The organism is Pseudarthrobacter sp. TRD_SC_9 (genome assembly GCF_055361265.1).
This window is the reverse complement of sequence record NZ_CM143956.1, coordinates 780,198-806,285: the sequence shown is the minus strand read 5'-3', so window position 1 is coordinate 806,285 and position 26,088 is coordinate 780,198. Positions and strand designations below refer to the sequence as shown.

Annotated in this window: 31 protein-coding genes, 2 tRNA genes, 1 pseudogene and 1 riboswitch; of the genes and pseudogenes, 14 read left to right on the top strand and 20 right to left on the bottom strand. The window is 63.8% G+C overall.

Features of this window, described 5'->3' with window-relative positions; translation table 11 throughout:
* Window positions 1–5: 5 nt before the first annotated feature.
* Window positions 6–443 carry a hypothetical protein gene (locus tag ACWA13_RS03890; RefSeq protein WP_463936863.1) on the top strand — a complete coding sequence of 146 codons (438 nt, stop codon included), beginning with the start codon at window positions 6–8 and terminating at the stop codon, window positions 441–443.
* Window positions 444–465: 22 nt separating this feature from the next.
* Here ACWA13_RS03890 and ACWA13_RS03885 read toward each other — a convergent pair whose 3' ends face one another.
* The 3 genes from ACWA13_RS03885 to ACWA13_RS03875 all read right to left on the bottom strand — a co-directional run bounded on the left by ACWA13_RS03885 (window position 466) and on the right by ACWA13_RS03875 (window position 3,750).
* Window positions 466–1,272, bottom strand: coding sequence for an alpha/beta fold hydrolase (locus tag ACWA13_RS03885; RefSeq protein ID WP_463936862.1), 807 nt, complete (start codon window positions 1,270–1,272; stop codon window positions 466–468).
* Window positions 1,269–1,793: a PadR family transcriptional regulator gene (locus ACWA13_RS03880; RefSeq protein ID WP_463936861.1), complete on the bottom strand. Its 525-nt coding sequence runs from the start codon at window positions 1,791–1,793 to the stop codon at window positions 1,269–1,271. The genes ACWA13_RS03885 and ACWA13_RS03880 overlap by 4 nt, the downstream gene beginning before the upstream one ends.
* Window positions 1,794–1,923: 130 nt before the next feature.
* Window positions 1,924–3,750 (bottom strand): phosphoenolpyruvate carboxykinase (GTP), encoded by a 1,827-nt coding sequence (locus ACWA13_RS03875; protein WP_463936860.1) that lies wholly within the window; start codon window positions 3,748–3,750, stop codon window positions 1,924–1,926.
* 277 nt (window positions 3,751–4,027) lie between these two features.
* Between ACWA13_RS03875 and ACWA13_RS03870 the strand changes: the two genes are divergently transcribed.
* From ACWA13_RS03870 to ACWA13_RS03845, 6 genes are all read left to right on the top strand, one after another.
* Window positions 4,028–4,101 (top strand) — tRNA-Arg (locus ACWA13_RS03870).
* Window positions 4,102–4,250: 149 nt separating this feature from the next.
* Window positions 4,251–5,723, top strand: a complete 1,473-nt coding sequence (locus ACWA13_RS03865) for a dihydrolipoyl dehydrogenase family protein (protein WP_463936859.1) — start codon at window positions 4,251–4,253, stop codon at window positions 5,721–5,723.
* A gap of 126 nt (window positions 5,724–5,849) precedes the next feature.
* Window positions 5,850–6,545 carry an ABC transporter ATP-binding protein gene (locus ACWA13_RS03860; RefSeq protein ID WP_463936858.1) on the top strand — a complete coding sequence of 232 codons (696 nt, stop codon included), beginning with the start codon at window positions 5,850–5,852 and terminating at the stop codon, window positions 6,543–6,545.
* Window positions 6,542–8,578, top strand: a complete 2,037-nt coding sequence (locus ACWA13_RS03855) for a YhgE/Pip family protein (RefSeq protein WP_463936857.1) — start codon at window positions 6,542–6,544, stop codon at window positions 8,576–8,578. The genes ACWA13_RS03860 and ACWA13_RS03855 overlap by 4 nt, the downstream gene beginning before the upstream one ends.
* Entirely contained in the window at window positions 8,575–9,258 is a 684-nt protein-coding gene (locus ACWA13_RS03850; RefSeq protein WP_463936856.1) for a TetR/AcrR family transcriptional regulator, read from the top strand. The genes ACWA13_RS03855 and ACWA13_RS03850 overlap by 4 nt, the downstream gene beginning before the upstream one ends.
* Window positions 9,259–9,266: 8 nt before the next feature.
* Window positions 9,267–9,818: a hypothetical protein gene (locus ACWA13_RS03845; protein WP_463936855.1), complete on the top strand. Its 552-nt coding sequence runs from the start codon at window positions 9,267–9,269 to the stop codon at window positions 9,816–9,818.
* Between the two features lie 102 nt (window positions 9,819–9,920).
* Here ACWA13_RS03845 and ACWA13_RS03840 read toward each other — a convergent pair whose 3' ends face one another.
* Window positions 9,921–10,388: a VOC family protein gene (locus ACWA13_RS03840; RefSeq protein WP_463936854.1), complete on the bottom strand. Its 468-nt coding sequence runs from the start codon at window positions 10,386–10,388 to the stop codon at window positions 9,921–9,923.
* Between the two features lie 100 nt (window positions 10,389–10,488).
* Between ACWA13_RS03840 and ACWA13_RS03835 the strand changes: the two are divergent.
* Both ACWA13_RS03835 and ACWA13_RS03830 read left to right on the top strand, forming a co-directional pair.
* A pseudogene (locus ACWA13_RS03835) lies at window positions 10,489–11,022 on the top strand (helix-turn-helix transcriptional regulator); the annotation flags it as partial.
* A gap of 248 nt (window positions 11,023–11,270) precedes the next feature.
* Entirely contained in the window at window positions 11,271–11,471 is a 201-nt protein-coding gene (locus ACWA13_RS03830) for a hypothetical protein (RefSeq protein WP_463938012.1), read from the top strand.
* Here the strand turns inward: ACWA13_RS03830 and ACWA13_RS03825 are convergent.
* Window positions 11,464–12,390, bottom strand: a complete 927-nt coding sequence (locus ACWA13_RS03825; RefSeq protein ID WP_463936853.1) for an EamA family transporter — start codon at window positions 12,388–12,390, stop codon at window positions 11,464–11,466. The genes ACWA13_RS03830 and ACWA13_RS03825 overlap by 8 nt on opposite strands.
* Before the next feature lie 73 nt (window positions 12,391–12,463).
* Between ACWA13_RS03825 and ACWA13_RS03820 the strand changes: the two genes are divergently transcribed.
* Entirely contained in the window at window positions 12,464–13,390 is a 927-nt protein-coding gene (locus ACWA13_RS03820; protein WP_463936852.1) for a LysR family transcriptional regulator, read from the top strand.
* Here the strand turns inward: ACWA13_RS03820 and ACWA13_RS03815 are convergent.
* From ACWA13_RS03815 to ACWA13_RS03780, 8 genes are all read right to left on the bottom strand, one after another.
* Window positions 13,387–13,614 carry a YegP family protein gene (locus ACWA13_RS03815; RefSeq protein ID WP_463936851.1) on the bottom strand — a complete coding sequence of 76 codons (228 nt, stop codon included), beginning with the start codon at window positions 13,612–13,614 and terminating at the stop codon, window positions 13,387–13,389. The two genes, ACWA13_RS03820 and ACWA13_RS03815, sit on opposite strands and share 4 nt — an antisense overlap.
* Window positions 13,611–13,940: a hypothetical protein gene (locus ACWA13_RS03810; RefSeq protein ID WP_463936850.1), complete on the bottom strand. Its 330-nt coding sequence runs from the start codon at window positions 13,938–13,940 to the stop codon at window positions 13,611–13,613. Before ACWA13_RS03810 ends, ACWA13_RS03815 begins: the two co-directional genes overlap by 4 nt.
* Before the next feature lie 153 nt (window positions 13,941–14,093).
* Window positions 14,094–14,396 (bottom strand): DUF4193 domain-containing protein, encoded by a 303-nt coding sequence (locus tag ACWA13_RS03805; RefSeq protein WP_463936849.1) that lies wholly within the window; start codon window positions 14,394–14,396, stop codon window positions 14,094–14,096.
* A 146-nt stretch (window positions 14,397–14,542) separates the two neighbouring features.
* Window positions 14,543–15,070: a SixA phosphatase family protein gene (locus ACWA13_RS03800; protein ID WP_463936848.1), complete on the bottom strand. Its 528-nt coding sequence runs from the start codon at window positions 15,068–15,070 to the stop codon at window positions 14,543–14,545.
* 97 nt (window positions 15,071–15,167) lie between these two features.
* Window positions 15,168–16,019 (bottom strand): winged helix-turn-helix domain-containing protein, encoded by an 852-nt coding sequence (locus ACWA13_RS03795; protein WP_463936847.1) that lies wholly within the window; start codon window positions 16,017–16,019, stop codon window positions 15,168–15,170.
* 630 nt (window positions 16,020–16,649) lie between these two features.
* A complete protein-coding gene (locus ACWA13_RS03790) occupies window positions 16,650–17,054 on the bottom strand; it encodes a DMT family transporter (protein WP_463936846.1) in 405 nt (134 codons plus the stop codon).
* Between the two features lie 75 nt (window positions 17,055–17,129).
* Window positions 17,130–17,450 (bottom strand): DMT family transporter, encoded by a 321-nt coding sequence (locus ACWA13_RS03785; RefSeq protein WP_463936845.1) that lies wholly within the window; start codon window positions 17,448–17,450, stop codon window positions 17,130–17,132.
* A 142-nt stretch (window positions 17,451–17,592) separates the two neighbouring features.
* Window positions 17,593–18,075, bottom strand: a complete 483-nt coding sequence (locus tag ACWA13_RS03780) for a MarR family winged helix-turn-helix transcriptional regulator (RefSeq protein WP_463936844.1) — start codon at window positions 18,073–18,075, stop codon at window positions 17,593–17,595.
* Window positions 18,076–18,323: 248 nt separating this feature from the next.
* Window positions 18,324–18,502: riboswitch (cyclic di-AMP (ydaO/yuaA leader) on the top strand.
* Window positions 18,503–18,506: 4 nt separating this feature from the next.
* Here ACWA13_RS03780 and ACWA13_RS03775 point away from each other — a divergent pair.
* Window positions 18,507–19,328: an aggregation-promoting factor C-terminal-like domain-containing protein gene (locus ACWA13_RS03775; protein WP_463936843.1), complete on the top strand. Its 822-nt coding sequence runs from the start codon at window positions 18,507–18,509 to the stop codon at window positions 19,326–19,328.
* A 44-nt stretch (window positions 19,329–19,372) separates the two neighbouring features.
* Here the strand turns inward: ACWA13_RS03775 and ACWA13_RS03770 are convergent, their stop codons facing one another.
* The 3 genes from ACWA13_RS03770 to ACWA13_RS03760 all read right to left on the bottom strand — a co-directional run bounded on the left by ACWA13_RS03770 (window position 19,373) and on the right by ACWA13_RS03760 (window position 21,315).
* Window positions 19,373–19,750: a glyoxalase superfamily protein gene (locus ACWA13_RS03770; RefSeq protein WP_463936842.1), complete on the bottom strand. Its 378-nt coding sequence runs from the start codon at window positions 19,748–19,750 to the stop codon at window positions 19,373–19,375.
* Between the two features lie 83 nt (window positions 19,751–19,833).
* Window positions 19,834–20,469, bottom strand: coding sequence for a uracil phosphoribosyltransferase (gene upp / locus ACWA13_RS03765; RefSeq protein ID WP_463936841.1), 636 nt, complete (start codon window positions 20,467–20,469; stop codon window positions 19,834–19,836).
* A gap of 33 nt (window positions 20,470–20,502) precedes the next feature.
* Entirely contained in the window at window positions 20,503–21,315 is an 813-nt protein-coding gene (locus ACWA13_RS03760) for a phosphatase PAP2 family protein (protein WP_463936840.1), read from the bottom strand.
* Window positions 21,316–21,410: 95 nt separating this feature from the next.
* Between ACWA13_RS03760 and tadA the strand changes: the two genes are divergently transcribed.
* Entirely contained in the window at window positions 21,411–21,902 is a 492-nt protein-coding gene (gene tadA / locus ACWA13_RS03755) for a tRNA adenosine(34) deaminase TadA (protein WP_463937816.1), read from the top strand.
* Here the strand turns inward: tadA and ACWA13_RS03750 are convergent.
* The 3 genes from ACWA13_RS03750 to ACWA13_RS03740 form a co-directional block, all read right to left on the bottom strand.
* Window positions 21,899–22,870, bottom strand: a complete 972-nt coding sequence (locus tag ACWA13_RS03750) for a glycosyltransferase family 4 protein (RefSeq protein WP_463936839.1) — start codon at window positions 22,868–22,870, stop codon at window positions 21,899–21,901. The genes tadA and ACWA13_RS03750 overlap by 4 nt on opposite strands.
* Before the next feature lie 121 nt (window positions 22,871–22,991).
* Window positions 22,992–23,390: a 6-pyruvoyl trahydropterin synthase family protein gene (locus ACWA13_RS03745; protein ID WP_463936838.1), complete on the bottom strand. Its 399-nt coding sequence runs from the start codon at window positions 23,388–23,390 to the stop codon at window positions 22,992–22,994.
* A gap of 4 nt (window positions 23,391–23,394) precedes the next feature.
* Window positions 23,395–24,432, bottom strand: a complete 1,038-nt coding sequence (locus ACWA13_RS03740; protein ID WP_463936837.1) for a zinc-dependent alcohol dehydrogenase — start codon at window positions 24,430–24,432, stop codon at window positions 23,395–23,397.
* A 71-nt stretch (window positions 24,433–24,503) separates the two neighbouring features.
* Between ACWA13_RS03740 and ACWA13_RS03735 the strand changes: the two genes are divergently transcribed.
* A tRNA-Ser gene (locus ACWA13_RS03735) sits at window positions 24,504–24,593 on the top strand.
* 169 nt (window positions 24,594–24,762) lie between these two features.
* Window positions 24,763–25,152 carry a hypothetical protein gene (locus tag ACWA13_RS03730; RefSeq protein WP_463936836.1) on the top strand — a complete coding sequence of 130 codons (390 nt, stop codon included), beginning with the start codon at window positions 24,763–24,765 and terminating at the stop codon, window positions 25,150–25,152.
* On the opposite strand, the gene ACWA13_RS03725 is transcribed toward ACWA13_RS03730, so the two are convergent.
* Window positions 25,145–26,086: an LssY C-terminal domain-containing protein gene (locus tag ACWA13_RS03725; RefSeq protein WP_463936835.1), complete on the bottom strand. Its 942-nt coding sequence runs from the start codon at window positions 26,084–26,086 to the stop codon at window positions 25,145–25,147. The two genes, ACWA13_RS03730 and ACWA13_RS03725, sit on opposite strands and share 8 nt — an antisense overlap.
* Window positions 26,087–26,088: the final 2 nt, after the last annotated feature.

The following is a 26,088-nucleotide window of genomic DNA, read 5'->3' as shown; positions in this document are numbered from 1 at the left end:
AAACGGTGTCCGAAAGTACCGCCCGGGATCTGGAAACCCTGCTGGGCACCGGAATCGGCGCCGCCCAGGAACAACTGGAAGGGCAGGGAGGGTTCCTGCCCTTCGCCCTGGTGATGGATCACGACGGCGAGGTGCGACTGCTTGCCGTGACGCCGGCAGATGCCGCGGCCGCCACAGCGGACGCCGAATTCGACGCCGATGGCATGATCGGGGACCTCACAGCCCTGCTGCAGCAGAAACGGACGGAGTTCCGCGCCGCCGCGATCGTCAGCGATATCACGCTGGTTGAGGAAGATTCCGATGCCATCCATGTGGCTGCCGAGCACCAGGACGGCTCCCTGTTTGCCGCGGTCCTGCCGTACGCTGCCGATCCTGCCACCAGCGCGTGGACCTTTGACGACCTCGCTGCAGACTCCAGCGGCGCCACCATCTGGGTGGACTAGACCGCAGCCCGCTGGGGCTTGGTTAGACCGGAACTAGCCCGGGATGCACAGTCCCGGCAGCCCATTGACGGACCATGGCGGTGAACAGGGGTTCATTCTCCACATTCCAGACGTGGTGCATCCCTGGCGCCAGCCGGAACTCTCCCAGCGGAAGCTTGGCCGCCAAAAGCGCAAGCGAGTTGGCCGCCAGCGCAGGCTCCTTTTCACCGGCAACGGCCAGAACCCGGCTTCCGAACCGCTCCAGCCCCACGGGCATGTGCCCGGCGTATACCTGCTGCAGCATCCGCTCCACGTTCTCCCGCCGCAACGTCAGACCGTGCTGCACGTAGGGTTCGACGGAATCGGCCGGCAGCCCGAAGGCCTTGGCCTGTGCCCGCCAGAACCAGGCTTTGTCCCAGAACGCGAACTGCAGCGCAGCAAGCGCGCGTGAAAGCCTGCCCACCCGGGTAACCACCGCGCCGCTGACCAGCACAGAAGAAGCAACCTCAGGGTGCCGGGCCGCGAGGTGGAGACCAACCACCGCCCCCAACGAGAGCCCCACCACGTGGATGGGCCCTGGGCCGGCGTACCTGACAATGAACGCCGCCAAGGCGTCGGCAGTCTCCTCGAGCGAAACCCATTCCTCGCCGGCCTTGCTGCCGAAGCCGGGGAGATGGGGAGTCAGGACCTGAAAATCGGCAAGCGCCCGGACTTGGGGATCCCACATCCAGTTGGCCACATTGCCGCCATGCAGGAACACAATCGTGGCAGTGCCAGTGGTCCGGCCGTCGGTGCCGCCGCCTTCCGTACGGGGATGGACTTCCGGGTATGAACCTGGATCCTGCCTCATGCCAGCTCCCCTTCCAGCTCCTGCAACCACTCGAGTTCGGCCTGTACATGGCGGACGCCGTTGCGCAGGGTGGCCAGCTGGAAGTAGCGGGGCTCGCCTGCTGCAGCAGGGGCTTGAGCCGCCAACTGCTGCTGCAGTTCTGCCAATAAGCGCACCGCCGCGGCCTTCCGCGCTTCGAGCAACCGCAGCGAGTCCTCCGCCCCGAGCTGGGCGGCAAAAAATACCCGGCCCAGAAAAGCGTTGCGCTCCGTGTCCGGCGGCGGCTCTGATGCCAGCCACTCCTGGAGCGCCGCCCGGCCCGCATCCGTGATGTGGTGCACCTGGCGGGAAGGGTAGCCCTGCTGCGCCACCGTCTCCACTTGGGACAGCCCTTCGCTGACCAGCGCGGTCAGCGTCCGGTAAATCTGCGCCTTGTCCGCATTCCAGAAGTGGCTGATCGTGGCATCAAAATGCTTCTTGAGTTCATAGCCCGTCATAGGCGCCAGACTCAGCAGCCCGAGGATCAGTCGCGAAAGTGTCATAGGTTATAGTGACACCTCACCTAGTAGACTTGTCAACTAGGTGATCGAGGTAGAGCCGACGACGGCGACCCCGCACCTTTCGGGAAAAGGGTGCGGGGCCGCCGTCGTACTTTCTTTTGTCCTTGGTGGATCAGGACAGGCGGGACGTCAGCCCGGCCAGCTCGGCCCGCAGAGCGCCGGGGAGGGACTCGCCGAAATTGGCGAACCATTCCTCGATCGAGGCCAGTTCCGTGGCCCACTCCTCCGGGTCGACCCTGACAGCATCTTCGACCTGCGCCGGGGTCATGTCCAGCCCGGTCAGATCGATCGCATCCCCGGTGGGCACGTACCCGATGGGGGTTTCGACGGCGTCAGCCTTGCCCTCAAGGCGCTCGATGGCCCACTTCAGGACGCGGGAGTTGTCACCGAATCCGGGCCAGGCGAAGCCGCCGTCGGAGTTGCGGCGGAACCAGTTAACCAGGAAGATCTTCGGCAGCCGGTCCGGATTGCCCTTCGCGGACAGGTTCACCCAGTGGTTCAGGTAATCACCGGCGTCGTAGCCGATGAACGGCAGCATGGCCATGGGATCGCGGCGCACCACCCCTACCGCGCCTGCGGCGGCAGCGGTGGTCTCGGAGGACAGTGTCGAGCCCATGAAAATGCCATTGGACCAGCTGCGGGCCTCCGTTACCAAGGGAATGGTGGTCTTGCGGCGGCCGCCGAACAGGATTGCGGACAGCTCCACACCATCAGGGCTGTTGTATTCCTCAGCGAGCATGTCAATCTGGTCGATCGGCGTGCAGAAGCGGGAGTTCGGGTGCGCGGCGGGCTGGTCCGAGTCCGGCGTCCACGAGTTACCCTTCCAGTCAGTAAGGTGAGCGGGAACTTCCTCGGTCATACCCTCCCACCACACACCGCCGTCGTCGGTTAGTGCAACGTTGGTGAAGATGCTGTTGCCCTTGGCGATAGCGCGCATGGCGTTGGGGTTGGTGCCCCAGCCGGTACCCGGAGCTACGCCGAAAAGGCCGGCCTCGGGGTTGATGGCGCGGAGCTCACCCTCCTTGCCGAAGCGCATCCAGGTGATGTCGTCACCCAGGGTCTCCACTTTCCAGCCGTCAATGGTGGGATCGAGCAGCGCGAGGTTGGTCTTGCCGCAGGCGGACGGGAAAGCAGCCGAGATGTAGTAGGTCTTCTGCTCGGGCGAGGTGAGCTTCAGGATGAGCATGTGCTCGGCCAGCCAGCCTTCGTCGCGGGCCATCACGGAAGCGATCCGGAGGGCATAGCACTTCTTGCCGAGCAGGGCGTTTCCGCCGTAGCCGGATCCGAAGGACCAGATGGAACGCTCTTCCGGGAAGTGCACAATCCACTTGTCCGGGTTGCAGGGCCAGGCCACATCGGCCTGACCGGGCTCCAGCGGTGCACCGACGGAGTGGAGTGCGGGGACAAAGAAAGCGTTCGTCTCGGTGATCTTGTTCAGCACATCGGTGCCGATGCGGGCCATGATGCGCATCGAAGCAACAACGTAGGCGGAGTCAGTGATCTCGACGCCGAACTTGGGATCCTCCGCGTCGAGGTGGCCCATCACGAACGGGATGACATACATGGTGCGGCCGCGCATGGAACCGGAGAAGAGGCCCGTGAGCTTCTCCTTCATAACGGCGGGAGCCATCCAGTTATTGGTGAACCCGGCATCCCGCTCGTTTTCGGAGCAGATAAAGGTTTGCTCCTCGACCCGGGCAACGTCGGCAGGATCGGAGAAGGCGGCGAAGGAATTGGGGAAGAGTTCCGGGTTCAGAGGCTTCAGGGTGCCGCCAGCCACGAGCTCCTCGTTGAGCTGTGCAATTTCCTTTTGGGAACCATCTACCCAGTGAATACGGTCCGGCCGCGTGAGAGCGGCAACCTCCTCAACCCAGGCAAGCAGCCCAGGGTGGGTGGTTGGTGCTTCTTCAAGCAGCGGCATTCGCGCCAGATCGCCCATTGCGGTTCCCTTCCTCGGGGTCATCGGTGTGCCTAAATGCTATGGGCCTGCTGGATTCCGGATTTGAGGCCCAGGCTTGGGCCCACCGCGCCCTGGGAGCCAAATCCGCGTAAAATCAGGAAAATTACGACAAAAAGCCGCCAATTTAGTGACCAAGGTCACATAGACCGGTCTAGTCGGGCAGATTACAGGGCTGCGGATTTGGAACATAGCCCCACCTCGCGTAAAGTTATTCGAGGTTCGGCGGGGAGTACACGCTCCACAACGAATCGAAGATGCGCCCATAGCTCAGCTGGATAGAGCGTCTGTCTACGGAACAGAAGGTCAGGGGTTCGAATCCCTTTGGGCGCACAGATCAAAAAGGCCCACACCGGTTGGTGTGGGCTTTTTTATTGCCCAGGCGGAGAATTCGCTGCGGATACCATTCCACCCGACCGGGCGGCTCGCCCTGAGGTCGATCGTAGGTACAACCCCGGGATACCCGGGCTAGGCTGTTGCCCATGACGCCTGAGGCCATTGAACGCGAAGTTGATGTCATTGTTATCGGTGCCGGCGCCGTGGGTGAAAACGCCGCGGAGCGGGTAGTTAAGGGTGGCCTGACCGCCATCCTTGTAGAGGCCGAACTGGTGGGCGGGGAGTGTTCCTACTGGGCCTGCATGCCATCCAAGGCCTTGCTTCGCCCGGGTTCGGCCCTGCACGGTGCACAGACCGTGCCGGGTGCAGAGCAGGCCGTTACCGGAGCCCTGGACGCCGCCGCCGTTTTGAAACGTCGGGATGAGTTCACGTCCAACTGGCAGGACGAAAGCCAGGTCCAATGGGTGGAGGACACCGGTATAGACCTCTTGCGGGGCCATGCCTCGATTAGATCGCCACGGCAGGTTGAAGTGGCTGGACTGGACGGTACGACCCGTCACCTGCGGGCACGCCATGCCGTCGTACTGGCCACAGGATCCCACCCCACCCTGCCGCCTATCGAAGGCCTCGAGGGTCTGGAAGTCTGGGGTACGCGGGAAGCCACGTCAGCGAAGGCGATCCCGCAAAGCCTGGCCGTGCTGGGTGGTGGAGTGTCGGGGACGGAGCTTGCGCAGGCGTACGCGAGGCTTGGCGCCGATGTGACCCTGGTAGCCCGGGGGGCTTTGCTCGGTTCCTACCCGGAAGAGGCATCCAAACTGGTGGCGGCCGGCCTGCAGGCGGACGGCGTGGAACTGCGGCTCCACACCAACACCGAACACGTGGAGCAGAACCACGACGGCAGCTTCACCCTCACACTGGCAGGCGGCGCCAAGGTCACGGCCGAGAAACTGCTGGTCTCTACCGGCCGCCATCCCGCGCTCGAGGGGTTGGGGCTGGAGAACCTCAGATTTTCCTCCGACGGCGGCAGGCACCTGACGCTGGAGACTGACACTTCCGGAGCAGTCCAGGCAGTCGCGGTTGAGGATGGCGAAGGCTCCGGGCAGCCGTGGCTCTACGCCATCGGTGACGCCGCGGGCAAGGTGCTGTTGACCCATCAGGGCAAATATGAAGCCCGCGCAACCGGCGATGCAATTGTGGCCAGGGCCCAGGGAAAACTCACTGGCGAACCGGCCGCTTGGAGCAATCACGCCCAGACAGCCAACCAGCACGCCGTTCCGCAAATCGTGTTCACGGACCCGGAACTTGCGAGTGTGGGGAGGAGCAAGGAACAGGCCAGGGCGGACGATTACAACGTTTCCTCGGTGGAGCTGCCTATCGCCGTCGCGGGTTCCTCCCTCCATGCGGACAACTATGAAGGCTGGGCACAGCTGGTGATTGATGAGGACCGGAAGGTTCTTCTCGGCGCCACCTTCGCCGGCCCGGACGTGGCGGAGCTACTGCATGCGGCCACGATCGCGGTGGTAGGTGAGGTTCCGCTGGATCGGTTGTGGCATGCGGTGCCGTCCTATCCCACTATCAGCGAGGTGTGGCTGCGGCTGTTGGAGAAGTACGGCCTCTGACTGCCGGATCTGACTGTTCGCGGCATGCGTTGCACGGCCGGACTGCTAAAACCTCATCACGGCTATTTGAACTGACCAGTCAGTTCAGTTAGGCTTGGCGCAGACATCCTCTGCGAAAGGCCCTCCTTGCTCTCCGTACACCAGCTCCAGGTGAAAGGCCGGCGGGATCCTTTGCTCCCGCCAACCTCGCTCCAGGCTAAACGCGGTGAACTCCTCCTGGTATCCGGCAAGAGGCAGGACCAACGGACCGCCCTGGCCCTCACCCTGAGCGGACGCATGAAGGCCAGCGGTGGCACGGCCAGCTGGGACGGCAGCGGACGGATCAAGCAGCTGCGGCTTGCCAGCGCCCTGGTGGACTCTCCCGGCGTGAATGAGCCGGAGCAGCACCTGAGCGTCCGTGACCTCGTCACTGAGGACCTTTCCCTGATCCCACGACGATTCCGCGGAGCGCTGCTCAGCAAGCCCTGGCTGAAAGTGAACAGCTTCGAGGACATCGCGGACCTCTGGACCGAGCAGTTGCCGCCGGCCCGGCGGCTGGAACTCCTCACCGCACTGGCATTAGCCAACCCGCACACCGATCTCCTGGTGGTGGACTCCCCGGACCGGCACACTGCCGATGCATCGGACTGGCTGCCGCGGCTCCGGCAGTTGGCTGACGACGGCGGCCGGCCACTCGCCGTCGTTGTTACTGTCACTGCCCTCCCGGAATCGTGGGACGGGGCGTCGGCGGTGATCGGCAACGCGGCCGTGGAACCTGAATCCGAAGTGGAACCGGACCGACCTGAACCCGAGACCGAAACCGAAACCGAGGACGCAGAATGACTGTGCTGCGGCTGGCCCGCTCCGAACTGAAACGGATGACCGGCGGACTGCTGCCCAAGCTGACCATCCTGGCGCTGACCATGGTGCCGCTGCTGTATGGTGCCGTGTACTTGTATGCCAACTGGGATCCATACGGCAATCTGGACCAGATCGACGCCGCCCTGGTGGTTGAGGACTCCGGCGCCACCTCCAGCGACGGCACTGAACTGCGCGCCGGCGACAAGGTTGCCGAGAGCCTCCTGGAAGCCCACCTCTTCAATTGGAAGTCGGTTCCCACCACAGAGGAGGCCGATCAGGGCGTCAGCAGCGGCAAGTATGCCTTCGCTCTGAAGATCCCTGCCGACTTTTCTGCCAACCTGGCCTCCCCGGCCAGTTTCGATTCGGCCAGCCAGGCAATGCTGAACGTCACCACCAATGACGCCAATAATTACCTGCTCAGCACCATCGTGGACAAACTGACCACCGCCGTGCACAATACAGTGGCCAAGGATGTGGGTGAGGAGACGGCCAACCAGCTGCTCACCGGATTCGGCACTATCCACGCCCAGATGGTCAAGGCCGGGGACGGCGCCGGGCAACTTGCCGACGGTGTGGCTACCCTCCGCGACGGAACCGTCACCCTGCACCAGGGCACCACGGAACTCAGCGGCGGCGCGGATGCGCTTTACGCGGGCGAGCAGAAATTGCTCGACGGCGCCACCCAACTCAGTGACGGTGCACACCAGTTAAGCAGTGGATTGGCCTTATTGAAGGACAAGACTGCCTCACTTCCGGAGAGTTCGCGGGCACTGGCAGAGGGCGCGGCCCAGGTCGCTGCCGGAAACGCGCAGCTGAACACCAAGGTGCAGGACGTGGTGGCCCAACTTGAGGCAGCGGACCAAGGACTCCGGGCCCGTCTGGTCGAATCGAACAGCCGGCTGGTGGAATCAAAGGTCATTACCCAGGAGCAGGCGGATGCCATCCTGGCCGACTTTGATGCAGCAGCCGCTGCCAGTCCTGTCACCGGGGCGAAAGCCACAATCCAGGCCGATGCCGCCCAAATCCAGCAGCTCGCAGACGGTTCGGCCGCGGTCAGCGCCGGGGCAGCCCAACTCGCCGCTTCCACTCCCGCCCTGGGAGACGCCATCGTCCAGGCTTCCGGCGGCGCGAATCAGTTAGATACCGGTGCCGCCACCCTTGCCGCCGGGCAGCGGTCGGCGCTGGACGGCGCGGCCCGGCTCAGCGAGGGTACCGTGAAGCTCGACGCCGGTGCAGGCCAACTCGAGGCGGGCGCCGGAACCGCTGCTGAAGGCTCGAGGACGCTCGCGGACGAGATAGCCAAGGGCGCCGGCCAGGTGCCCAACCCTGATGGCGCCCAAAAAGCCAGTGTGTCCAGGGTGATCGCTGACCCGGTTTCGGTCAGCAACGTTTCCCAGGCCAAAGCCAACTCCTACGGCGCCGGGCTGGCCCCGTTTTTCCTGACTCTGGCGCTGTGGATCGGCATCTTTATGCTGGTACAGGCCATGCGTCCCATCACCCAGCGGGCCCTGGCGTCAAACGCCCCAGCCTGGAAAATCGCCGTCGGAGGTTGGCTTCCGTTCCTTACAGTCTCCGTGGTGCAGGCCACCCTCCTCACCCTCGTGGTGGACCTGGCCCTGGGACTCAACCCGGCGCACCCCGTGCTGATGTGGTTGTTCATGCTCGCCGCGGCCATGGCCTTCAGCGCGATCATCCAGGGCGTGGTTGCCTTGCTGGGCTCTCCCGGAAAGCTTGTGGTCCTCATCCTGCTGGTGCTGCAGCTGGTCTCCTCCGGCGGTACCTTCCCCTGGCAGACCACGCCCACGCCCCTTCACCTGGTGCACGACGTCCTGCCCATGGGCTACGTGGTCACCGGTATGCGGCACCTGATCTACGGCGCGGACTTGTCCATGATTGTGCCCACCCTCCTTGGCCTGCTGGGCTACACTCTGCTCGGCGCCATAATGTCCACGGTGGCCGTCAGAAAGCACAGATTCTGGACGCTGAAGGCCCTAAAACCGGAGATCGCCGTATGAGCAACGAACCATCACTGCCCGGGGAGCAACTCCCCGGCCGGAAACTCCGTCCCGAACGAACCAACGCCACGAAGCAGCGACTCTTCGAGGCGTCGATGGAACTGATCGGGCGGCGGGGCGCATCCGGAGTCACGGTGGACGAGATTGCTGCCGCGGCCGGGGTTTCCAAAGGGACGGTGTACTACAACTTCGGCAGCAAATCGGACCTGATAGCCCAGCTGCTCCGACATGGCGTGGACATCCTGAAAGCCCGCTTGCTCGATGGCGACGACGGCGGTACCGGCGCCGAGTCCGAGGCCGGCGAACCGGCCGATCCGCTGCTGGCCATGGAGGCCATGATCGGCCAGGCCATGGACTTTATGGACGAGTATCCCTCCTTCGCCCGGCTCTGGGTCAGTGAGAACTGGCGGACGCCCAGCGAATGGCAGGACACCTTTGCCGTTCTCCGGGGTGAGCTGCTGGAAGTGATCGGGACGGCGGTAGGAAGGGTCGCCGTCGTCTATCCCGTGGACACCACAATTTCCCGCGGCAGCCTGGAAACTGCGATCTTCGGCGCGTGCTTTGTGGTGGGCCTGGACCGGCAGACCTACAATCCGGAGCGCAGCCGTAACCAAAGTGTTGCCGCAATTATGACGATTATGCGCGGCTACGTGCAGAAGCAGCCGTCCACTCAGGAATGATGAGGGCCATGGGCAGCAGTGGAAAAATCGCCACCGCGGCGGCGCTGGCCGCCGTGGGGTTGATGGTCATGACTTTCTTTACCCTGGATGAGCCCGTGTTGTTTGCCTTAGCGGGTGCGGTGGCTGTGGCTTACATCGCGTCGGTCTGGGCCGTTCTCAGGCGGGGCCGGCACCTTGCCATGGTGTTAGGCGCTGTAGGGAGCGGACTGGCCATCGCTTTTTCGATATCGTTCCTGCGCATGTGGGGGCTCGCCTTCAACAAAGACGCCGCTGCGCTGGGCCCGGCCGTGGCCAGCCGGGATTCGGACATCTACTTCTACCTGGCCGTCGTCACTGGGCTCCTGACCCTGGCATTGCTCTTTGTGTCCGCCGTCTGGCCTTCGCGGGCGGCCGTGCCGCCGCGAAGGCCCCAGCGGAGACCGGCACGGAAGCCGGCTGCCCGCAGACCCGCACCCAAAAAGCCCGCCCCCAGGAAGCCCACCCCGAAAAAGCCGGTCCCCAGGAGCGCGGCAGCGAAGAAGCCGGCCACCAGAAAGCCCGCCTCTTCCCTGACTAGGTAGGTTGGCGCGCAGCAACCTCCGCAGCAGTCTGCGGTGGTGACGAAGTTGCGGCCCGATCTATGACGGTGGGAGTCATCTGCCCCGAATGCAGCGCGTGTGGTGCTACTCCGCGGTGTAAGCGGCTGCGACGTCGAGAATCCAGGTCACGCCGAACCTGTCCGTGAGCATGCCAAAGCCCGGGCTCCACGCGGATGCCGCGAGCGGCTCGACGATGGACGCCCCCTCCGAGAGCGCGGCCCAGTAACCTTCGACTTCGTTGAGGGTCTCGCCGCGTACCGAGAGGAAGAACGGCTGGTCGGTGACGGTGGTACCGTTCTCCCGACGGGTGGAGCCAGCCGTGGCCGCGGAGCCGCCTGCCTGGTCGGGGATGTCATAGGACATGACCCGGAATCCCTCAACGGCCTCGACCTGGCCGAAGACGACGTTCTTGGCACCAGGCAACTCCTTGGGCATGCCGAAATCGCCATAGGTCGCGATTGTGACCTCGCCGCCGAAGACGGACTGGTAGAACTCCAACGCCGCACAGGCGTCGCCACGGAAGTTGAGGTGGGTAGTAGTCTTGATGCTCATGTCTGCTCCTTGTAAGAAAAGCGTCCGGATTTCCCTGACAGCACCAACCTCCCAGCCGTATAGGTCAGCCACGGTCCTAGACTGAAACTATTATCGGGAGATGACGACCACCACTTCGCGATTGCTCAGCCTGCTGTCGCTGCTGCAGACCCGCCGCGACTGGCCTGGTTCGTTGCTTGCCGAGCGTCTCCAGATCAGCCATCGCACGGTGCGCCGCGACGTGGACCGTCTCCGCGAGATGGGCTACAGCATCCAGGCGACCATGGGCCCGGACGGCGGCTATCGCCTCGACGCGGGCAGTGAACTTCCTCCCCTCCTCTTCGACGACGACCAGGTCATTGCACTCGCAATCGCACTGCAGGCCGCAGCCGTTACCGGAGCCGGCATAGAAGAAGCCGCATTGCGGGCCATGGCAACCGTGCGGCAAGTGATGCCGTCACGGCTGCGTCACCGACTCCAGGCATTGGAGTTCACCACCGTCCCAAGCCGTCCGGGAGATGTGCTGCCCGGCGCGGTACCGCCCGATGTACTTTTAGCCATCTCGACCGCAGCGCGTGCCCAGGAGGTGCTGCGGTTCGACTACGCCAGCCGCCGCCCTGACACCACCTCCGAACAGCTTTCCCCTCGAAGAGTCGAGCCGCACCATCTCGTGAGCTCGCAGGGCCGCTGGTATCTCGTAGCCTGGACCTCGACCAGGATGATTGGCGCCTCTTCCGCGCTGACCGTATTACCCCCCGCACACCGACCGGGCCCCGTTTCGCGTGGCGGGGCATACCCGGTGGCGACCTCGCCGGGTATATGTCGGCCCGCTTCAAAGGCTCCGAGCACATCAACCAGTGGCCATGCACCGGAAAAGTTATTCTCCACCGACCTGCCAGCTACGTGCTCCCTTTCGCCGGCGACGGCATCGTCGAGGACCTCGGCGCCGACAGGTGCAGCCTCGAAGTCGGCTCCTGGTCATGGGTCGCCCTCGCCGCAGCCCTCAACCGCTTCGATACGGACATCGAAGTCCTCCGCCCGCCACAACTCAAAGACGCGTTCGCACAGCTCGCGGCCCGCAACTCAGCAACCGCAACTAGGTAGAACGAACAACCTCCGCCACCGGCAGGCCGCCCGCGGAGTCCCTGCCGGGCCCGTGACGTGAGCCGAACACGGCGGTGGCTACCCCGCCCAGCAGCAGGGCCCCGCCCACCAGGTCCGCCGCCGTCGGGATTTCCCCCAGCACCATCCATGCCGCCGTTATGCCCACCACCGGTACCAGCAAGGTAAACGGCACCACGGCCGACGACGGGTAACGGCTCAGCAGCCCGTTCCAGATGCCGTATCCCACCAGTGACGCGAAAACTGCCGTGTACAGCGCACTGGCGATGGTTGCCGGCTGCAGGTCCATCAGGTTTCCGGCCACAACGGAGGGTCCATCCACCAACAGCGACAAGCCCAGTAGCGGAATAGGAACTACGGCACCGGACCACACCACCAGGCCCAGACCGGACGCGGCTTTGGCCTTCCGCGCCACAATGTTTCCCGCCGCCCAAGACAGCGCCGCCGCGAGGGTGACCAGCAGCGGCAGGACCGGCGCCACCAGGCTGCGCCCAACGGCAACCGCCAGCAGGCCTGCGATGCCCAGAACGATTCCGGCCAGCTGGAGCTTGGCAGGCCGCTCCCCCAGGAGTCCTGCGGCCAGCAGGACGGTAAACAGGACCTGTGCCTGCAGCACCAGCGACGCCAGTCCGGCAGGCATTCCCCACGCCATCGCCAGGTACAGCAGTCCAAACTGTCCGGCACTCATCAACAGTCCGACGCCGGCAATCGCCTTCCACCCCACGTCCGGTTTGGGAATGAAAAAGATGCAGGGAAAGACCACCAGGACAAACCTTAGGGCCACGAAAAGCAGCGGTGGGACCTCCCTGCCGTTGGTGTGCAGGCCGAGGTCGATCACCACAAAGTTAATGCCCCAAAGGACGGAGACCAAGACGGCGAGGGCTGCGTGGCGAAGGCTCATAGGGCTCACTCTGGCAGAAATGCGAATGAAGAACCAGCACCGAATCCAACCGAAAACAATGTAGATTTGCTTCATGATCGACATCGCCTCACTCAAAGCTCTGACAGCAGTTGAGAGCCAGGGATCAGTTGTGGCTGCGTCGGACATCATGGGACTCAGCCCCTCAGCGGTGTCGCAGCAGATCAAGAAACTGGAACGCGAGACCGGCATTACCGTCTTGGAACGCAACGGGCGCGGCGTCCTGCTGACCGATCGTGGGCTGGCGCTGGCGGCCTATGGCCGGCGGATTTTGGCCGAACTGGAGGAACTCCAGTCAACCCTCTTAGCCGATCCGGCCCGGCCGGCGGGCATTCTGAAACTAGTGGCTTTCTCCACGGCCTGCCGGGGACTGGTGGGGCCGGTGCTGCGCAGGCTGGCTGGAAAAGCGTCAGGGCTGGATGTCAGTGTCCTTGCCGAGGACCCGAGGGAAGCCGTGGCCAGGGTGGCGAACGGAGAGGCGGACCTGGGCATTGTGCACAATTGGAATTCGGTGCCTCTGGTGATTCCTGAACACATGACCCTCGAATGGCTATGCGAGGACGTGGCCGATCTCCTGGTGCACCGAAATCATCGGCTGGCCGGCAGGGCCTCGGTGGAACCGGCGGACCTGGTGGATGAGCAGTGGGTCAGCACACCTGCGGGCGCTATCTGCAACGAGGCACTCCTGCGGATCTTCGCCGACGTGGGGCGCGTCCCCGCGATCAAGGTCTACGATCCGGATTTCGCCACCCACGTTGCCCTGGTGGAGCAAGCTGTAGTGGTGGCCCTGGTTCCCCGGCTTGGCCGTCCGGCGTTGCCCGCCGACGTTCTGGCAGTACCTGTGGTGAATCCGGCGCAGGTCCGCCAGGTTGGGCTGGTCCATCGACGCACCATGACTGCCAGCCCGGCTATCCGCCATGTGGCGGCTCTCCTGCGCGAGGTCGCTGTAGGCAGCCAGCCGCCCCTCATCCTTGAGGGTTAATTGGTTCCGGCCTGCTGCCCGGCAAATGCGAGCCGCGAGGAACTGGCCGTCCGGTCGATGATGTGGCCTGTGCCGGCCACCTCCCGGACGGAGGCAATCCCGGCAACTGCCGCGGCGATGTCCGGAAACGGACCTGTTGTGGCGAGGACTTCGCCGTCTCCTCCAACCAGCACCACCCGCAGGGCGCCCCGGTTGTCTGCAAGGAGTTCGAAGTTCCCGCTCATGCGGCCAACTCCCTGAGCCGGCTGGCCGCGAAGGCCTTCTCGACCGGGCACATCGGCCAAACAGGAGGCAGGATAACCTTCACGGGACCAAGTTGCTCCAGAACGGTGTCCAGCTCATAGCCTGCGCCGGATGCCTTGGACGAGAGGGTCTGCGCCGGGAGGTGCAAAGTTTCCAGGCAATCTTCTTCGATATGCCGTGCGTGCCGAAGATCCAAACCCAGGATCATCTGTTGGTTCAGCGAGCGTCCTTTGGAAAGGACTTTCACCAGGGCGCTCATGGCTGGAACCGTGAGGCAGCCATGCAATTCGATGGTTGCGGAACGCATGTTGATACCTACGCGTACGAGGGGGCGCAGCTTATGGTCCATAGGTACATCCCTGAGGGCGAAAATTTCCACGGGCCGCTGCATGACCCTTCCTCAGGATATCCCGGTGTGTCCGGAGTCACAAAGCCCTGATCACCGCGTTAAGCCTTCGGCTTAGTCGCCTTCGCATTCGAGGCAGAACGCCATTCCGTCTTTCTCACGGGCAAGCTGGGATTGGTGATGGACCAGGAAGCAGGATGAGCAGACAAATTCGTCCTTCTTCGGTGGCACTACTTCCACCGTCAACTCCAGGGTGGACAGGTCCGCCCCGGGAAGCTCGATGCCTTCGGCGGTATCGGGTTCGTCCACGTCAACACCGGCCGTGCGGACTGCGCTTTGGGCCGTGCGCAGCTCCTCCAGCGATTCCGGAGCCGGATCCGATTCAGACTTGCGCGGTTCGTCGTAATCCGTCGCCATTGCCAGTCACTCTCCTCCCTTGGATGCCTCCCCCAAGGTCTATAGTAAGCATGCTTATCTTACAGGTGGTCAAGGGAAAAAGTAGATGCCCGTGGACACTCTTTGTACCCCAGGGGCGACCAGCCGGTCCGGCCGCCGGAAAAGGACTACCTGGCCCTCGGCACCGCGAAGCTGACCAGCCGGGCATCCTGGCCATCCAGCTCGGCCCAAGGCTTCTCAGTTTCCATCACCGTCAGTGCGCTGGTGGGATATTTGGTGGCCGCGTCCATGTAGGCCTCCTGATCCGAATCGCGCGACGCCAGATGCACGGCAAGATCCTGCACGCCGGGCAGGTGCGCAATGACCATCAGCGTGGTCACGGTATCCGGAACATGGTTGATCACCGTCAGCATGCGCGTCGCTGGCGCGGCATAGAGACCGCTCTCCAGCTTGGGCGTTGGTGCTTTGTCGCCCAGTTCCGAGCACACCCAGGTACAGGTCTGCCGGGTGCGCAGCGCGCTGGAGCAAAGAATGAAGTCGGGAACTACGCCCTGCTCCACCAGCCAACGGCCCGCCAGCGGTGCCTCCAAGTGGCCGCGTTCCTCCAAGGGACGGTCGTGGTCACCCACACCGCCAGGCCAGTCAGCCTTGGAATGGCGCATGATAATCAGCCGCCGAATGTGATGCTCACTCATCCCCCCACCCTATCCGTCGCTGTCCGCACGGTAACCGGGGGTTTAAAGCGAAAGCGCCCATCCCACTCCGGGACAGGCGCTTTCGGTGCAGCTAAAGCTAGATGGAGTATTCCGGTGCTGCCCAAACGACGACCTCGGGGTGCTCGTAGAACCTGTAGCCCTGGCCACGGACGGTACGGACCGTGTTGGCGAGGCGGCCCAGCTTGGAGCGGAGGCGGCGGATGTGGACGTCGATGGTGCGCTCGTTGGGGACCTCATCGGCGTTGCGCCACAGGCCCTCAAGGAGTTCATCGCGGCCCACCGTCCGGGTGCCGTTCTCGACAAGGTAATTGAGCAGTTCGAATTCCTTGAACGTCAGGTTCAGCGATTCGCCGTCAAGGTGCACTTCGCGGCGGGCAAGATCAATCAGAACACCGGAAGGACGCGGCTCCTGCGCCTGCTGCAACCGGGTATTGTCGGTGCGCTGCCGGGCATTCACTGTGGGGTCGCCGAAGGTGGAACGTACGACGTCGAGCGCCGAGCCGGGTGCGTTGGCGGGAGCGATTGCCACGGCGGCATAGCTCTCGGCACCTGTAACGAGTGACTGGGCATAAGCCCGGATTTCCTGCGCCAGCTTGGCAATTGAGGTACCTGCGGCCGCCGCAGTCTCCTCGTCGATGCCCATGTAGAGGACGAATCCACGGGCAACCGTGTCGTTGGCGACCGGGCGGACACCGCTGCCGGGACCGGCAATGACCGGGGTGGGGGCGGTCACCGGTGCCGGGTCCGCGGCGGGCACGGCCCGAAGCTGACCATAGGAGTTGGGGTTGTAACCCTGCGGCGCGTAGCTGGAAGCGGAGGGAAAACTGCTGCCCGATCCGGGGACATAGCCCTGCCGGAGGCCGGCTGGCTGGGCCGGCTTGTTGGCGTTGCGGACTGAGATGTGGACGTATCCGGATGCAACTGACATGGAATGCTTACCTCAATGTGAATGGCCGTCATCGCGGCACGAATGCTGAGTTCCCCGGAAGTGTTGGAACACATTCTGGGGAAGTTGCCCGGCACTGGGCTTGTTGGGGACGAATGCCTAAAAACTCTCTGGGGTTTGACAGTTAGGCGTGCATTCGACAACAGCGCATGTCGGCAGCAGCGGGTGTGCTGGGCCAATAATCTGCAGTTGCAGGTGCTGTTGAGTTCTTGTTCACAAATGAAGTGTGCAACGTAACAATAAGAACTTGCAAGTAACAATGGACGCTTTAGTCCGGATAGTGAGACGAATCGGTAGTTTGTGGCGCACATCACGATTCGCTAGAAGACCTCGACTGATAGCACTTTTGCGCTTGACAGAGCCTTAAACCGTAACCAGCCGAATTTTTGAATGAGAAGATCGCCCCAAAGCGGTTTTTCTTCAGTTCTCAATTGAGTGGACTAACCAGCAATGAAAAGTTCCCACAAAGTCCAGCTTTCGACGAGGGGGCTGTTGGGCTGGCATTCATAGCTTACCGAGGGCTCCGTCTTGACCCCCGGCACAATGACGGCGATGGCATCGCACCCCTGCCCCTGCTACCGGGTTTCACCGGCCTTCGTGAGATCAGTCCATTTACTCCTGCGAGGCGCTAACCAGGACTGAATCTTCCGCTTTTTCGGCCTTGGGGTTGTCGGCGAGTTTTAACCAAACGACTCCGCCGATGATCACGGCAAGCCAAAAGGCACGGGTCGGGGTGAGTGTTTCGTTGAAGAAGATCGGGCCGAGGACGGCGGCGCCGACCGAGCCAATGCCGGCCCATACGGCGTAGCCGATCCCCACGTCGATCTTCTTGAGGGCAAGGCTGAGGCAAAACAGGGTCGCAAGGAAGAACGCGAGGGCGGAGATTGACCAGCCCGGGACGCTGAACCCTTGGCTGCCGCCGACGCTTAGTGCGTAGCCGACTTCGAATACGCCGGCCACGAGCAAGACGAGCCAGGCCCCGGTGTTCCTGCTGTCGATGACGGGTGTTGCCCTCATTGTTCTGTCCGTTCTAGAAGAGTGGAAGGAAAAGTGGATGTTCCGATGCGGGGTGCGGGCACCGTGTGTGGAGTCTCACGTGGCTCCACTGAGCTGGAGTCCGACGACACCGATGATGACGATTCCGATGCCGGCTCCCTGGCGCCAGTTCAAGCGCTGACCGAAGAGCAAACCGCCGAGAATGGTGATGCCGACCCCGGCGACCGAAACCCAGAGCGCGTAACCGACGCCGACATCGAAGGTCAGGAGCGCCAGGCTGAGGAAATAAGTGGCGACTGCGCCACTGACGAGTGTGGTGATGGTCCACCACAAGCGGGTGAAGCCATGTGCCTTGCTCGCTGCGAGGGCGACGGCAATCTCGAAGATCACGGCGATACCCAGGTAGATCCAACTCATGATGTTCTCCTTTTTGTTGGTGTTGCGAGGTAGGTACGGGCGATCGCATCTGGTCCCGCTTTCGAGGACGCGGATGGCAATTTACTGCATGTACATGCATGTAAGTAGAGATGGCTTTTTCGAATCGTTTTGCTGGTGAAGCCTATGGCGAGGTGAGGGCACCGATATCACGCAGTGCCCCACTGAGCTGGTGTGCATCGAGTTCCGGAAAGTGCACAGTAATGTTGCTGAGAAGCTCACGCACCCGATCCTCGTACACGCCGCGCACCTCTCGGAGCAGCGCTTCCCCAGGCTCGGTTATGACGGCGTAGACTCCACGCGCGTCGTCGGGGCAGGCGTCGCGGTACGTCAGGTTCTTTTTCTCCAGGCGGCTCACCAGGCGTGTGGTAGAACTCTGGTTCAGACCTATCTGCTGGGCGAGCTCGTTGACGCGCAACTCTTTGTCGGAGGCATGGGCGATATGCGCGAGCGCACGGTAGTCCGTCAGGCCGATTCCATGGGTATCCGTGAGCCACTTGCCTAGACTCGCGTCCACTGCGGAGGCGAATACGGCAACCCGAGACCAAGCCGCACTGATGTCCCCGGACCCCGAGGGGTCACTTTCTTCAGATATCTGCATGTGCATACAGATAACTTACCGCAGCCGCACCCGCACGGCAAACACTTGTCCGAAAGCCTCCGTCGCGACTCCCCCGACGGCCCGTTCGCCGCGAGGAGTGGCTCAGCAAGAGGAGGGGCGGGCGGCCCATCATCCAACCGAGCGGAAATCGAGCGGAAACCCGGCGCCCCCTCGTGATCTCCGTTACCAAAACGTGACTAAGGTGGCAAACCCCTGTACCGTGGATGGGGTGTGGCCACCGTTCCGGCTGCATGACCGGGTGAATGCCGAGCTCTGCCGCCACCCGGATTCCTCATGATCAGGCAGAGGCGGGGAACCCACAGTCCCGGGCACGAGTCGCCCTAGGGGTGAAGCCATCGCGTGATTGTTCCGCGTGGCCGGATGACCTCATCCGAATCCGACAGCTAACTCCGCAGGCGTTGAGAGGCTAAATCATCATGACTGATTACCAGGATCACGCGCGCGTGAAAAACGGTACGGAGCAGGCCCATGGCCGGCGCCGCACCGCTGAATCAACCGCCGTTCCCACAAGTTCCATCCGCACTGTCCGCAGCCGAGTTGTTGACTCGGCGCATCCGGTACCCAGCCGCCGCACAGCCGTTCTGGGCGTAGTCCGGCGCGCTGCCGTGGTGACGGCGTCCTGCGCCCTGCTCATCGGCGCTGCCGCTGCCGGTCAGGCTGGCAGTAATCCGATGGCACCGGCGTCCGTTGTCCAGGCTGTCTTGCCGGAGTCGGCGGCGAACTCCACTCCCGCCGAGGCGCTTGCTTCAGCAGCGGCGGAGCAGTCCGCGATGAAAGCGGATCCGGTACCGGCGCCTGCGCCTTCCCCGGAGGCGCCTGTTGAACCGGCTCCGGCCGCTGCACCGGCAGAACCTGCTCCCGCTCCGGCACCCGTAGAGCCAGCGCCCGTGGCGCCCGCTCCCGCTGCTGCGCCCGAACCTGTTGCCGTCAACGACCCCGCTGGTGCCCAGGCCTACGCGCTGAGCCAACTGGGTTCCTACGGCTGGGGCGCCGGCCAGATGCCGTGCCTGACCACGCTCTGGACCAAGGAATCGGACTGGACTACTACCGCCACCAACCCCACCAGCGGCGCTTACGGAATCGTCCAGTCACTGCCGGCCGAAAAAATGGCAAGCGCCGGTGCTGACTACCTCACCAACTACCGCACCCAGATCAACTGGGGCCTGAACTACATCCAGGAGCGCTACCAGTCCCCGTGCGGCGCCTTGAACTTCCACCTTGCCAACAACTGGTACTAAAAGTCCTCACGCTCTTTAGCAAGGCGGGGAAGAACTGGCGGGTTCTACCCCGCGTCCCGGTATGGCATGTACTGGACAGACCACTGATTGCCGTCGGGATCGGCAAAGTACACAAAGTGTCCCCAGTCAAGGATCTCCACGTCGCTGACGTCCACGCCCTTCTCCGTGAGGTGCCGGTGCGCTTCATGGATATCGCTCACCACCAACTGGAGATTGGGGGCGGTGCCCGGAAGTGCGTCGCTGATGCCTTCACCGATCGCGATGGAACAGGCTGAGCCGGGCGGCGTCAGCTGCACGAACCGCAAGGTGTCGCTCACTCGGTGGTCATGGTCCGCGTTGAATCCCACTTTGTTGACATAAAAGTCCTTGGCCGCATCGACGTCGGACACGGGCACAAACGCAAGTTCAAGTTTCCATTCCATTCGGACAGGCTAGCCCTGGGGCCGGACAGACGGAAGGGCCGGTTCAATTTGAAGCCGGCCCTTACGTCTATCCAAAGCGGATCTTAGCCCGCTACGCCGTAGAGCCTGTCGCCGGCGTCGCCCAGACCGGGAACAATGTAGGACTTCTCGTTGAGTTTCTCGTCAATGGACGCAAGCACAATGGTCACGTTGGCGTCGGCCAGCTCTTCTTCCAGCTTGGCCAGGCCTTCCGGCGCTGCCAGCAGGCAGATGCACGTAACGTCCGAGGCGCCGCGGCGGAAGAGGAACTTGATGGCTTCGCGCAGGGTCCCGCCGGTGGCAAGCATGGGGTCCAGCACGAAGATCTGCCGGTCCGTGAGGTCCTCCGGGAGGCGCTCGGCATAGGTGATGATGTCCAGGGTTTCCTCGTCCCGGGCCATGCCCAGGAAGCCGACCTCCGCGGTGGGAACCAGCTTGGTCATGCCCTCGAGCATGCCCAGACCGGCGCGCAGGATGGGAACCACCAGCGGCGTGGGCTTAGTGAACGCGGTGCCGATAGTGGTGGCAACGGGCGTTTCAATGGTGACGTCCTGGGTACGGACATCGCGCGTGGCCTCATAGGCCAGGAGCGTTACCAGTTCCTCGGTCAGCTGCCGGAAGACCGGCGACGGGGTGTTTTTGTCGCGGAGAACGGTGAGTTTGTGGGCGACCAGCGGGTGGTCCACGACGAGTGTGCGCATGAGGTCAAAACTATCATCCGGTCACTGAGGATTTTATTGCCGGCTGGGTCCGCCGGGCCGGCCGGAGTCCTCCGCATTGTGCGTGATCTCTTCCTTCACCACGTCCCGTACTATAGGCCTGTCGAACGACGGGGCCGGGCCCACGTGCTCGCGGCGGGCGATGGCGTAAAAGAGCCGGTGTGCCAGAATCACTATCCCCAGCCACGCGAGCCCCAACAGCCAGGCGGCCACGACGTCGGTCAGCCAGTGATGGCCCAGGTACACCCTGCTGAGACCCATTGCGATGATAAACAGCGAGCCTGCCGTGATGGCGGTGATCCTGGCCCAGAGGATATCGAACTGGAGGCACATCACGTAGACCAGCACGCCGATTACCACCGTGGTGTTGAGGGTGTGCCCGCTGGGAAACGAGGGTGAGGTTTCAAACGGCGGGACGGCGTCGATATGGTCCGGACGGGTCCTGCCTACCAATCCCTTACCCACGGTGGTGGCCGTGGTGGACACGGCGGCGGCGCCAGCCACCAGGATTAACGGACGCCAGTTGCGGCCCAGATACATCAGCCAGACGGTGAGGACGGACGCGAGGATGGGCATACCGATCCCGCCGCCGACGTTGGTAAACGCCGTCATGGCGGCATCAAGTTGGGGGGTCCGCAGGCTCTGCGCGTACTGGAGCGCGGGGATATCCAGGGAGGCCAGCCCTTCCTCATCCACTACGCTCTCGTAGACCTCCGCCCCGGCCAGGGCCAGGACAATCACCAGGAAGCCGCCCACCGCCATGGTGATCCACAGGGCCGCATATGGTTTGTACCAGGTAAGCAGCCGGTCCTTTATCGAGTCCATCATTCCCCTCCGGGTCTCAGGCCAATCGGCAACCGGGTAAATATCGAAACTATCATTGAGCCATGTTCGCGGCAGAAAATTCTTTTCCGGCTGATGCTATGGTCCCGGCCGAGGCGCAGCGCTTTGCCTGGATGGAGCTGGCGTTGGCGGAAGCCCGCCGGGCCCTGGAGACGGACGACGTGCCCATCGGCGCCGTCGTAGTAGGCCCTGACGGCACCATCCTTGGCTCCGGCCGCAATGAACGCGAGGCATCCGGGGATCCGACGGCGCACGCGGAGGTGATTGCCATCCGGCAGGCTGCCGCCCGGTTGCGCGTGTCCGGTCCAAGCGGAGGCGACGGGTGGCGGCTGGCCGACTGCACGTTGGTGGTCACCCTGGAACCCTGTGCCATGTGTGCCGGCGCGACAGTGCTGGCCCGGATTCCGCGCGTAGTGTTCGGCGCCTGGGACGAGAAAGCAGGAGCGGCCGGCTCGGTGTTTGACGTGCTCCGCGAGCGCAGGCTCAACCACTGGGTGGAAGTGTACGCGGGCGTGCGCGAGGACGAATGCGGGGCCCTGCTGCGGGACTTTTTCGCCGGGCATCGGGTCTAACTGCTTCCCCGCCTGCCAACCTGCGCCGGCGCCACGGCGGCAAGGACGGCCTGGGCGGTTTGGTCCCAGCCGGGCAACCGGCCGCGCGATTCCAGCGCTGCCGCCCGCCACGACTCCTGCACCTCCGGTTTGGTCAGCCAGCGGTTGAGGGCAGCCGCCAGCGGTGCCGGGTCCTCTTCCCCGCCTATTGCTTCGTTAAGTCCGACGGCGGCACCCGGGATGGGTGCGCCGTCGGAGGTTCCCAGCGTGAGGGCTTCTTCCGCGCCAGTTCCCGCGCGGACGATCACGGGGATGCCGCGGGCGAGGGACTCGGTGACCGCCATGCCGAAGGTTTCACTGCGGGACACCAGCAGGCTGAGGTTGCTGCGCTGCCATTGGGCGGCCAGGGCGTCCCCGGTGAGCTCGCCAGTCATGCTGATCCTGTCCCCCAGCCCCAGCCGCCGGACCTCGTGCCCTATGGCCGAGGCGTACTCCGGATCCGTCTCCGTCGAGCCCACCAGGGACGCCGTCCACGGTAGGTCTGCGAGCAATCCCAGCGCCCGGACTATGAGGAGCTGCGCCTTGTTGGGCCGCAGCGCGGCAATCACGGTGAGGTGCGGCGGCGTCGACCCTTCCGCAACAGGGCCCGGGTGTGTGCCTGGCACCGCCACCACCGGCTGCAGGCCGTACAGTTCCTGCACCTCCCGGGCGGCCGTCGCACTCGGGCAGGTGACGCCGGCCGCGGCCGCGAGCGCCCGCCGTTCGCGGGGCAGATCCTCGCGCAGCGGCATGTGCAGCAGCACCCAGGGAGCCCGGCGTGCGAGCGCCGCATACTCCAGTTCGTCAGGGCAGGCGGAGGCGATCAGCCCGTCCACGAGGGTGACCGGGACTGCCTCGCCGCTGTCCTCATTCCACGCGCCGAGCAACCCGGCCACCCGGCGTCGTTCCTCCGCGCTGGGGGCCGGCCAGCCGCCGTCGACAGGCACCACCTCAACCCGGGCACCCAGTCTTGCCAGTGCCTCGGCGAGGCTGGCGTTATAGATGTTGCCGCCGGAGGAATGCCGGATATTCCCGGGAATCAGCAGGCACAGGGGCGGAAGGGCGACGATGTCAGGCCCCCGGAAGGTCCATGCTGTAGCTGGCCCAGGCGTCCGGGTTTTCGCGCAGGGTGACGTCGAGGCCCGCCAGTGCGGGGCCGTCCACGGCGTCTTCCAGCCGGGCAGCCACCTTACGGGCGATATATTCTGCCAGCGCTTCCGTGGTGCTCAGTTTGCCGGCAAAGTCCGGGTGTTCGTCCAGGTTCTGGTAGTTCAGGCCTTCCAGCACCTCGTCAATGATGGCCCCGGCTTCGCCGATGTCCAGCACAATCGCGTTTTCGGTCAAAGTACGACGGCGGAAGGTCACCTCTGCCACGAACGTCGCCCCGTGCAGGCCCTGGGCAGGTCCGAAGACGAGGCGCGGGAGACTGTGGGCGATCATAAAGTGGCGGCGGACGGTCAGGCTGAACAAAGGGTTACCTCGCGTTCTCGTGGGCGGTCTGGACTGTTTCGGGGTCTTCGGTGGCCGGATATTCGATGACGTGGCACAGGGCCTGCAGGCTGCCGTCGGCCAGCCCGCGAACCACGCCCGGGAGCTCGGCGAATGGTGACGATCCGGTGAGGAAGGCGTCGAAGACCGGATCTTGCAGTAGGCTGACGGCCAGGTTCAGGCGGTCGCTGGTGGTGCGGCGGTGCCTGCGTGCCCGCGCGACAACGCCTACCTGGCTGGCACGGATGGCGAGCCGGCGCGCGTGGAAGTCCTCACCCAGCGGGATGGTAACGCTGCGGTCCGCGTACCAGGACATTTCGACGACTTCGCCTTCGTCGCCCACCAGCTGGAGGGAGCGGGCCAGCCCGTCGTCGGAACCCGAGCAGTGGATGACGATGTCGCAGTCCGTTTTAGCCTGTTCCGGGGTGGCGAACTCGACATCCAGCTGGTCTGCCAGGTGCTTGCGCCCGGTGTCCAGGTCTACCAGTTGCAGGCGGGCCAACGGGAAGGTGCGCAGTAGCGTGGCCACCATGCCGCCCACCAGACCGGCACCCACGACGGCAATCCTGTCACCTAGCCGCGGACCGGCCTCCCACAGGGCGTTGACCGCAGTTTCCACGGTGCCGGTGAGGACGGCGCGGCGGGACGGGACGGCGTCGGGAATCCTTGTCAGTTGATCTACCGGCACCACGTAACGGTCCTGGTGCGGGTTCAGGCAGAACACGCGCTGCCCCACCCAGTCGGCTGGGCCCTGCTCCACGATGCCAACGGAGAGATAGCCGAACTTCACCGGTCCGGGGAAGTCACCTTCCTGGCGCGGTGCGCTCATCCTGTCCGCCACCCGGTCCGGCACGGCGCCGCGGTGGACCACCAATTCGGTGCCTTTGCTGATGCCTGAATAGAGGGCGCGGACTATGGCTTCATCGTCTTTGGGTGCGGGCAGTTCTTCGGCGCGGAGCTCGCCGTTCTCGGGACTCACGGTCCAGTAAGCGGTGGCCTGGCGGGTTTGGGCTGGAATAATCATCTTGCTTACGAATCTAGCGCCGCCCGCCCGTTTTGGGGAAGCGGGCCGCACTCCGGTACCCTAGTCAGGTTGGTGACGTGTCCGAGCGGCCGAAGGTGCAACACTCGAAATGTTGTTTGGTGTAAAAGCCAACGTGGGTTCAAATCCCACCGTCACCGCCAAGTAGCAAGGCCCTTGGTTTCCTCTGTAATACGGGAACCAGGGGCCATTTGCTTTGCCTTGAGGGGGTTCCAGCGGTAAAGCGTGCCGTAGTAGATTTCTTCATGTCCTGCTGTACTGGATCCTGTGGACATCAAGCCATGTGCAAGGCCAATCCGAGAGGACAATTCCTTGGACTCAGAAGCAAACAACCATCCGGCGAACCCCTTCGAGATAATCTTGCCGGTCCAGGACTGGACGCTTATCGACGCGACCATGGACAACACGATGGTCATCGCAGACCAGAATGGTGATGTGTTCACCGCGGAGCAGAGCCGCATCGTCAGGATGGCAGGCTGGGCAGCAGCCGGCCATCACCCTAAGGCTGAGCAGGGGTGGGGAGGTTGGCCGCCCCCGGACGAAAATTTGAGTATCGAACTGCCGGCCCCCACGTGGCACTTCATAGTCGGCCAGCTGCGACGTTGGGACGAAATGAACTCTCTCATGAATCCTCGCAGGGACGGTGAGCCGGAAGCGGGGAGCCTGGAGCTGGCCCAAATGCTTGAAGTACAGCTCAGCTGAGCCCTGATTGGCCCTGCTCAGTCTCGCGACTTTGTTGCAGTCCCTCGGGCGGGCGCAGTCGCTCCGGCGGGTGCAGGTCAATGATCGGAAGGTGCCCGTCAGTGCGGATGGCGTCTCCGCCACCGTTGCGGTGGTGGTAGCCGCTGGAGTAGTTACGAATGGTGTGCACCCCTTCAACAGCGTTGGCCGAGCGGAGCGTCTCGATAATGAAGTCGCGTTCCTCATCAGTGCGGTCGGCGATCTTATGGGTGATCTGGAAGGTGAAGAGGGACAGTCCTACGCTTCGGTCGTAGGTACCCGCCCCCACCCAGTCCACGGCCAGACCCCCGGGCAGCATCCACCCGGTCGGGCACTTCCAAAACCGTACGTGGTGCCGTTTGCGGGGGTTCCCGTCAATCTCGCGCTGGAAGGCGAGGTCTTGTTTGTTTCCGAAAACATAGAGAGAGCTCACCGGTGCTTGCGGGTAGCTGCGTCCCATCACTGTGGAGGTCAAGGTTCGCCAGGCCGTGGCCGGGGTGATGGGATCGGCTTCCACCCACCCGGCGGTCCGCATGGCTTGCCGCAGCTCCCTCTCGGGTCCCACAACCGCCAGGTTCACGGGGTCGCCGAGCACGCCGTCACCGGTCCTGGTCCGTCCTATGAAATAGTCCGGGATGTACAGGCTGCTGAGGATCTTGTGGACGCGCGGCAGCAGGGCGTATGCCAGGATCAACCACACCGGCAGGAACACCCACGCCTGCTCCGGGCCACGCGCAAGCCGGGCAAGCAGGAAATAGTAAACAGCCCAACCCACTGCCGCGGTCACCACCAGGTACAGCAGCCGCTGCAGGACTGCCAGGACAGTGGCCCATCTGCTTTGCCTGCGTTCAACCGGGTTGCTGGAACGTGAGTGGTCCGGCTCATGCGGAGCGGCCGGCTTCTCCCCGTCAGTCATCA

Excerpts from the sequence above, each read along its gene's own strand:
- ACWA13_RS03885 (WP_463936862.1), bottom strand. The coding sequence starts at position 1,272 with ATGAGGCAGGATCCAGGTTCATACCCGGAAGTCCATCCCCGTACGGAA.
- ACWA13_RS03880 (WP_463936861.1), bottom strand. The coding sequence starts at position 1,793 with ATGACACTTTCGCGACTGATCCTCGGGCTGCTGAGTCTGGCGCCTATG.
- ACWA13_RS03875 (WP_463936860.1), bottom strand. The coding sequence starts at position 3,750 with ATGGGCGATCTGGCGCGAATGCCGCTGCTTGAAGAAGCACCAACCACC.
- ACWA13_RS03865 (WP_463936859.1), top strand. The coding sequence starts at position 4,251 with ATGACGCCTGAGGCCATTGAACGCGAAGTTGATGTCATTGTTATCGGT.
- ACWA13_RS03855 (WP_463936857.1), top strand. The coding sequence starts at position 6,542 with ATGACTGTGCTGCGGCTGGCCCGCTCCGAACTGAAACGGATGACCGGC.
- ACWA13_RS03850 (WP_463936856.1), top strand. The coding sequence starts at position 8,575 with ATGAGCAACGAACCATCACTGCCCGGGGAGCAACTCCCCGGCCGGAAA.
- ACWA13_RS03845 (WP_463936855.1), top strand. The coding sequence starts at position 9,267 with ATGGGCAGCAGTGGAAAAATCGCCACCGCGGCGGCGCTGGCCGCCGTG.
- ACWA13_RS03840 (WP_463936854.1), bottom strand. The coding sequence starts at position 10,388 with ATGAGCATCAAGACTACTACCCACCTCAACTTCCGTGGCGACGCCTGT.
- ACWA13_RS03825 (WP_463936853.1), bottom strand. The coding sequence starts at position 12,390 with ATGAGCCTTCGCCACGCAGCCCTCGCCGTCTTGGTCTCCGTCCTTTGG.
- ACWA13_RS03820 (WP_463936852.1), top strand. The coding sequence starts at position 12,464 with ATGATCGACATCGCCTCACTCAAAGCTCTGACAGCAGTTGAGAGCCAG.
- ACWA13_RS03815 (WP_463936851.1), bottom strand. The coding sequence starts at position 13,614 with ATGAGCGGGAACTTCGAACTCCTTGCAGACAACCGGGGCGCCCTGCGG.
- ACWA13_RS03810 (WP_463936850.1), bottom strand. The coding sequence starts at position 13,940 with ATGCGTTCCGCAACCATCGAATTGCATGGCTGCCTCACGGTTCCAGCC.
- ACWA13_RS03805 (WP_463936849.1), bottom strand. The coding sequence starts at position 14,396 with ATGGCGACGGATTACGACGAACCGCGCAAGTCTGAATCGGATCCGGCT.
- ACWA13_RS03800 (WP_463936848.1), bottom strand. The coding sequence starts at position 15,070 with ATGAGTGAGCATCACATTCGGCGGCTGATTATCATGCGCCATTCCAAG.
- ACWA13_RS03795 (WP_463936847.1), bottom strand. The coding sequence starts at position 16,019 with ATGTCAGTTGCATCCGGATACGTCCACATCTCAGTCCGCAACGCCAAC.
- ACWA13_RS03790 (WP_463936846.1), bottom strand. The coding sequence starts at position 17,054 with ATGAGGGCAACACCCGTCATCGACAGCAGGAACACCGGGGCCTGGCTC.
- ACWA13_RS03785 (WP_463936845.1), bottom strand. The coding sequence starts at position 17,450 with ATGAGTTGGATCTACCTGGGTATCGCCGTGATCTTCGAGATTGCCGTC.
- ACWA13_RS03780 (WP_463936844.1), bottom strand. The coding sequence starts at position 18,075 with ATGCACATGCAGATATCTGAAGAAAGTGACCCCTCGGGGTCCGGGGAC.
- ACWA13_RS03775 (WP_463936843.1), top strand. The coding sequence starts at position 18,507 with ATGACTGATTACCAGGATCACGCGCGCGTGAAAAACGGTACGGAGCAG.
- ACWA13_RS03770 (WP_463936842.1), bottom strand. The coding sequence starts at position 19,750 with ATGGAATGGAAACTTGAACTTGCGTTTGTGCCCGTGTCCGACGTCGAT.
- upp (WP_463936841.1), bottom strand. The coding sequence starts at position 20,469 with ATGCGCACACTCGTCGTGGACCACCCGCTGGTCGCCCACAAACTCACC.
- ACWA13_RS03760 (WP_463936840.1), bottom strand. The coding sequence starts at position 21,315 with ATGATGGACTCGATAAAGGACCGGCTGCTTACCTGGTACAAACCATAT.
- tadA (WP_463937816.1), top strand. The coding sequence starts at position 21,411 with ATGGTCCCGGCCGAGGCGCAGCGCTTTGCCTGGATGGAGCTGGCGTTG.
- ACWA13_RS03740 (WP_463936837.1), bottom strand. The coding sequence starts at position 24,432 with ATGATTATTCCAGCCCAAACCCGCCAGGCCACCGCTTACTGGACCGTG.
- ACWA13_RS03725 (WP_463936835.1), bottom strand. The coding sequence starts at position 26,086 with ATGACTGACGGGGAGAAGCCGGCCGCTCCGCATGAGCCGGACCACTCA.